6 protein-coding genes are annotated in these 5523 nt (G+C 56.3%); 4 read left to right on the forward strand and 2 right to left on the reverse strand.

Annotated elements, in window-relative coordinates:
• The first annotated feature begins 283 nt into the window (after positions 1-283).
• Genes ABD833_RS03540 through ABD833_RS03550 form a run of 3 tightly spaced genes read left to right on the forward strand, consistent with a single transcriptional unit; the run spans position 284 to position 3152 of the window.
• Positions 284-1387, forward strand: coding sequence for a DUF4932 domain-containing protein (locus ABD833_RS03540; protein WP_345071025.1), 1104 nt, complete (start codon positions 284-286; stop codon positions 1385-1387).
• A complete protein-coding gene (locus tag ABD833_RS03545) occupies positions 1384-2448 on the forward strand; it encodes a sensor histidine kinase (protein WP_345071026.1) in 1065 nt (354 codons plus the stop codon). The genes ABD833_RS03540 and ABD833_RS03545 overlap by 4 nt, the downstream gene beginning before the upstream one ends.
• Positions 2445-3152: a LytR/AlgR family response regulator transcription factor gene (locus tag ABD833_RS03550; RefSeq protein WP_345071027.1), complete on the forward strand. Its 708-nt coding sequence runs from the start codon at positions 2445-2447 to the stop codon at positions 3150-3152. The genes ABD833_RS03545 and ABD833_RS03550 overlap by 4 nt, the downstream gene beginning before the upstream one ends.
• Positions 3153-3309: 157 nt before the next feature.
• Here ABD833_RS03550 and ABD833_RS03555 read toward each other — a convergent pair whose 3' ends face one another.
• Positions 3310-3717, reverse strand: coding sequence for a hypothetical protein (locus ABD833_RS03555; RefSeq protein ID WP_345071029.1), 408 nt, complete (start codon positions 3715-3717; stop codon positions 3310-3312).
• 538 nt (positions 3718-4255) lie between these two features.
• Positions 4256-4702 carry a hypothetical protein gene (locus tag ABD833_RS03560; RefSeq protein WP_345071030.1) on the reverse strand — a complete coding sequence of 149 codons (447 nt, stop codon included), beginning with the start codon at positions 4700-4702 and terminating at the stop codon, positions 4256-4258.
• A 189-nt stretch (positions 4703-4891) separates the two neighbouring features.
• Between ABD833_RS03560 and ABD833_RS03565 the strand changes: the two genes are divergently transcribed.
• The coding region (locus ABD833_RS03565) for a transposase family protein (RefSeq protein WP_486326958.1) at positions 4892-5523 on the forward strand (632 nt) is incomplete at its 3' end.

A 5523-nucleotide genomic window follows, 5' to 3' on the forward strand; every position in this document is an offset into this window, starting at 1 on the left:
ATACCGTTTCCGAACGGCTGAAATGGAGGCTGCTTGCATCCAACAAAACTAACTCAAACAGCTTCTAAGCGCTTTGGTGAATTTTACTCCCCTGCCCGACCCAGCGGAATCTGCTTTGAGTTTACGCTGGTGTACTGGTCAGCCGAACAACTAATGGGGCGTTGGTCAACGAAAACGGGGGGTTGGTCAATCCGAGCTTGGCGGGCGAAGCGTGGGGGCTTCTTTTGCGTCATCACCCGAATCGGTGACGCACGAACGCCCACTCAACCACAAGCGCCCCTTCATGAAAACGGTACTCCTCTTTTTGCTCACTCTTGTGACCATCCAGATTCTTGTCGCCCAACCCCGCGCCACGGCCATTCAACCACCCGCCAACCGGATAACGGTAATGGTACATCCCGGCATTGAGCTGTTTACGGTGGTGCAGCTACTGGCGGGCAAGTACCCGATGCCCAATAAGTCGGCTTATGCCAAAGAAACCGAGGCCTATTTTGCCCCGTTTGCCAACCACCCGGCGGTGCAGTACGCCCGGCAGCTGAAAGGCGTGTACTCCGACCTGCCCGAACTAGGCTACTGCCTCGACAATTTTCCGGCCGTGCGCATCCACTATCCGGCGCAAACGAACTGGTACACCCTGAACGGGAAAGACTCGATCCAGACCTATATGCGGCTCTGCAAGCAGTTTTTTGACGATAGTCATTTCTGGGCTTTTTATCAGCAGCATCAGACCCATTATGCCGCCTGGGCCAAACCCGTGCAGGCCCGGCTCGCCAGTGAAGGCCTCGTCACCAAGCTCGATTCGCTCTACCGCTTCCGCACTAAAGCCTCGTATTGGACCATCTGCCTCGACCCACTCAATAGCTGGGGCGCACACGCAATTATGCCCAAAACCCTCAATCCGCGCTACGCCGACCGGGTGGTATATAACGTGGGCTTTCTCCACGGCGAGTCAACCGACACGAGCGTGCCCACCTTTAGCCTCGGCTCCGAATCAGCGATAACCGTCTGGCACGAAGGGAGTCATATTTACACTAATGCCCTGCAGCAGCGCTACAAAGCCGAGATCAACAAGCTGGCCTATCTGCTCAATGAGACCGACGCGGGCATGAAGCGCAATAATATCCACGACTGGGCGCACTGTTTCAATGAGAACCTGGTGCGCGGCGTGGTCATTGCCCTGTTGCGGCAGTATCAACTGCCGAAGGAAGCCCGCAAACAGGCCGCCCGGGAAGTGGTGGATGATTTCCAATATGCGGGCGACATTGCCGACGTGATTTCGGCCCAATACACTGGCCGGCGTACGTACCCGGATTTCGAGCAGTTCTTCCCCGAAATTCTAGCGTACTTGGCCCGGAAATACCCCACCGCCGAATCGCCCAACCAATGATTGCTGCCCGGCCCCGCTCCTTCCCCGAATGGCCCGTTCACCTGCTGATCTGGGCGCTGCTGCTGGTCAAAGATATGGTGGCGATGTACGACACGACCACGTACCTGCCACCCGGCACGGCGGCGGTAACGTACTGGGGGCTGGGGGGGGGCTACCTGCTCATCAAGGCGACGGCGTTCTACCTGCCCGTGTGGCTGGTGGCCCGGCCGCTGCTGGCAAGTGCGCTTCGCTGGCGGTCCTTTGGGCGGGCGGCCATTGGCTTGCTGGTGACGCTCCTGCTGCTTACGGGGGTGCGGTACGGGCTGGAATTTTACGTGTTCAAGCCCCTGCTCGGCTTCGACAACTACGCCCAAAACACGTCTTTCACGGCGCAGTGGTTTATTGAAAACAGTGTCCGGTATTACTTTGATGCCGTGCTCTACGGGCTGCTCTACGCCGTTATTCGGCATAACCTGCTGGCGGAACGGCAGCGGCGCGAAATGCAGCAAGCCCACACCACGGCCGAACTGACTTTTCTACGCTCGCAGCTGAACCCGCACTTTCTCTTCAACACCATTAACGACATCTACGCGCTGGTATATCAGAAGTCAGATGCCGCGCCGGGCGCCTTGCTCAAGCTCTCCGAGTTGCTACGCTACATGCTGCACGAGGCCCACCACGACCGGGTATTGCTGAGCCGCGAAATAGAGTACCTGAACGGCTTGATCGAGTTGCAACGCATCGGCACGAAAGACAACCTGCGCCTGGATTACCAGCTGCGGGGTGCACTGAACGGGCAGCTGATCGCGCCCATGCTGCTGGTATCGTTCGTGGAAAATGCCTTCAAACACGGGGTGCTCGCTGATGCCACGCAGCCGGTTACACTCCAGCTCGACTTAAGTGCGACGACCCTGGACTTTTGCCTGCACAATGCCAAGAGCCAGCAGCAGAAAGATCAGGTCGGGGGTATCGGGCTGGCCAACGTGCGGCGGCGACTGGCGCTGCTCTATCCGGCCCGGCACACGCTGCGCGTGGCCGATACGCCCACCGACTTTCGGGTTACACTCCACCTCGACTTATGACTGATCCGATTCGCTGCCTGCTGGTGGACGATAAACCGCTGGCACTCGACATCCTGACCGATTACGTGGCCAAGGTGCCGTTTCTGCAACTAGCCGGCAGCAGCCAAAATCCGGTGGAAGCCCTGAACTGGGTGGAGGAGCGGCGCGTCGACCTGATTTTTCTCGATATCCAGATGCCGCAGCTAACGGGCCTGCAATTTCTGCAGGCCCTGGACCGGCGCGCGCAGGTGGTGCTGACGACCGCTTACGCGGAGTACGCGCTAGCCGGTTTCGAGCACGACGTGATTGATTACCTGCTCAAACCCATCCCCTTCGAGCGGTTCTACCAAGCGGTGCAGAAGGCCCAGCGGCGGCTGCGCCCGACACCGAATCCGGCCGAAATGCCGCGCCCCTACCTGTTCGTCAAAAGCGAACACCGGATGCAGCGGATCGATCTGGCGGAGGTACTCTACCTGGAAGGCTTACAGAACTACGTCGTTATTCATACGCTAACGGAAAAGATTATTGCCCGGCAAACGCTCAGCAGCCTGGAAGCAAGCCTGCCCGCTTCGGAGTTTGTGCGCGTGCATAAGTCGTTCATCGTTTCGCTGGCCCACACTCACACGGTGGAGCGCAGCCGGATTTTTATTCAAACGCAAGCAGGTGCCTCCGCGATAATTCCAGTTGGCGATACGTACCGAGGTGCTTTTTACGGTAGGCTATAAGCTGATTCTGTGCGCTCAACCTATCCTTTTTTCTGTGAACCCTTTCAATTATTCACATAGGGTCCGATAACGGGCCCTTATCGTATCCTATTTGAAGATGGGGCAGTTACTTAAACCACCGTTTACCTGAACGTAGCTATCGCGGATTATAGACTCACTACTCCCATGGATTGCAGTAGGAGACGAAGTCCGGCCAAGCCCTTTTCAGGTGGTCCAGCAGGTCCTTACCGGCTAGGGCGATGGTGTTCTCATGGGAGACATACACGACCCAATCAGCAGTGGCATTGCAGTAGTACATTTCTATTTGGCTTTGATGAGCGAAGCTTTTCACCTCAGCACTTACGCCGGACTTATCCTCGCCGACTTCACTAATCGCCCACCAAGACTTTTCGCCCAACTCTGGTAGCAGGTTCTGTAATTGGGCGACCCCAAACTGCTGCTCAAACACATTGTATTCAAAATAGATGGTATCAGCAGAAAGGCGGCCGATCAAGGGGCGCCACATCTTTCTCGGGTCAATGCCCCATTTCTCCCGGAGTTGTTGGCGGACGGTTTCGTTTTTCATATCGGGACCTGATAATACGCTCCTTTGGGTAAACTCCTCGCAGCTGCCCGGCACCAGGTGCCAGTGGGCCCCTGCCGGGCCGGGGGAGTTTAAGAAACTCGTCTACGATTGAAAGTTTACGAAACTGGCAGAAGGGATGAGTTTCGTAAACTCGCAACCAAGTGATTTTCCGGGCCTGAGCAAACAGGATTTTAGGGGCAGTGGGGAAGGGCCAATTCCCCGGCTTCTTTCTTCGTTCTGTCCCTTATCATAATGTTTGTTATAAACCCGACCTTGGAAAAATGGCGGTTTTGGGCTACCGGCGCGGCTTGCTGCCGGCGTAGTACTTTGGCGGGGGACCAGGCTCCATTTTGGGCGTTTACGAAACTCATCTCCCTGGGCCATTTCGTAAACTTTGAATCGTAGACGGGTTTCGTAAACTCACCCTGCGCCACAGTGGCCAGTTAGCCAACAGGTATGGGCTGATTCCTACCGTTCACCGAAAGGAGCCATTGTTTTTTCTTTTAACAACGCCCACACATTGCCCTCAAGAGCCGCATTATAGGCTATCTGTTACAAGTTCACACACACTGAATACGCCCCCCCCTTTCACGAAGCAACTCTTCTTCACCACCCCATTGACTAAAATATCGGCCCGAAGAACTGGTTCGCTGCCATAACCGTTCATCTCCACGCGCGCACGTATTCGGTCGGCTGCTCCGAATTTCCCAAGGTCGAAGCTCTCATTTATGGTAGTTTCATTAACGGAGTAGACGCGCAAAATGGGCAGATTCTCAACTGGGGCACCTGTAACGCCCGCATAGTCACGGGTTGAGGTGATAACGGCTGAACCCCCTACACCTGCCATCTTACTACCCGTAACCTGTACGCGCACGGCGTACTCTTTGGGTTTGGGGTCCTCTTGCTTGGCCCGGCTACAATAGCTCAACAGAACGGGTAGCATCAACAGCAGCACAAGACGGGAGAATAGAGAGCGGTTATTCATGGCAGCAAGGTAGCATTAGGTTGACATGGAAAGTACTCTACCCTACTATTTTTCAATTAGTTGATTTACAGTTATTTAGAGCTATTTTCAAGCAGAAAAGGACCTCTGCTGCCTGTTTGAAGGGGTTGCCAGCTAAACCGGGGCGGGCCGACCTTTGTGGTTCCAACACCTAAAAGCCACTCCCGCCCCGTGAAGCAACGCCTCATCGCCAAAATTACGACCGTTTTACAGCACGTGCCCCTGGTGGGCCATCTGTCGCGGCAAAAGTTTATCGCGCAATTAGTTATTGGCCTGATAAAGAGCCGCAACGTGCAATTTTGTGAAGTGGCCCAGCACCTGAACGATGCCGCCAAGCCCACCTCGAATGAAACCCGGATTCAGAACTTCTTCCGCGACGTGGAGCTCGACTACCTGGTGCTGGTTCAGCTGCTGGTCAGCTTGTTACCGGCCACCGGCAAGCTGCGCCTGTGTCTGGACCGCACCGAATGGGACTTCGGCCAGTGTCAGGTCAATATCCTGCTCGTCACCGTGGGCTGCGGCGCGTGGCACGTGCCGCTCTACTGGGAACTGCTCGACAATCGCAGCGGCAATTCCAACGCCGCCCAGCGTATTGCCGTGCTCGAAGTCTGCGTGGCGGTGCTGTGCCGCGAGCGCATTGGCCTGGTGCTGGGCGACCGCGAATTTGTGGGCCATGTCTGGCTGAAGTGGCTCAAAGACAGCGGCTTGAATTTTGTCATGCGCTTACCCAAGCACCACCTGCTGACCGAGCAGAGCGGCCGCCGTCGCGCCATTGCCGACCTGGGCCTGGCCGTGGGGCAGGT

It is taken from the genome of Hymenobacter fastidiosus, assembly GCF_039539565.1.
In the GTDB taxonomy this organism is placed as follows: Bacteria; Bacteroidota; Bacteroidia; order Cytophagales; family Hymenobacteraceae; genus Hymenobacter; species Hymenobacter fastidiosus.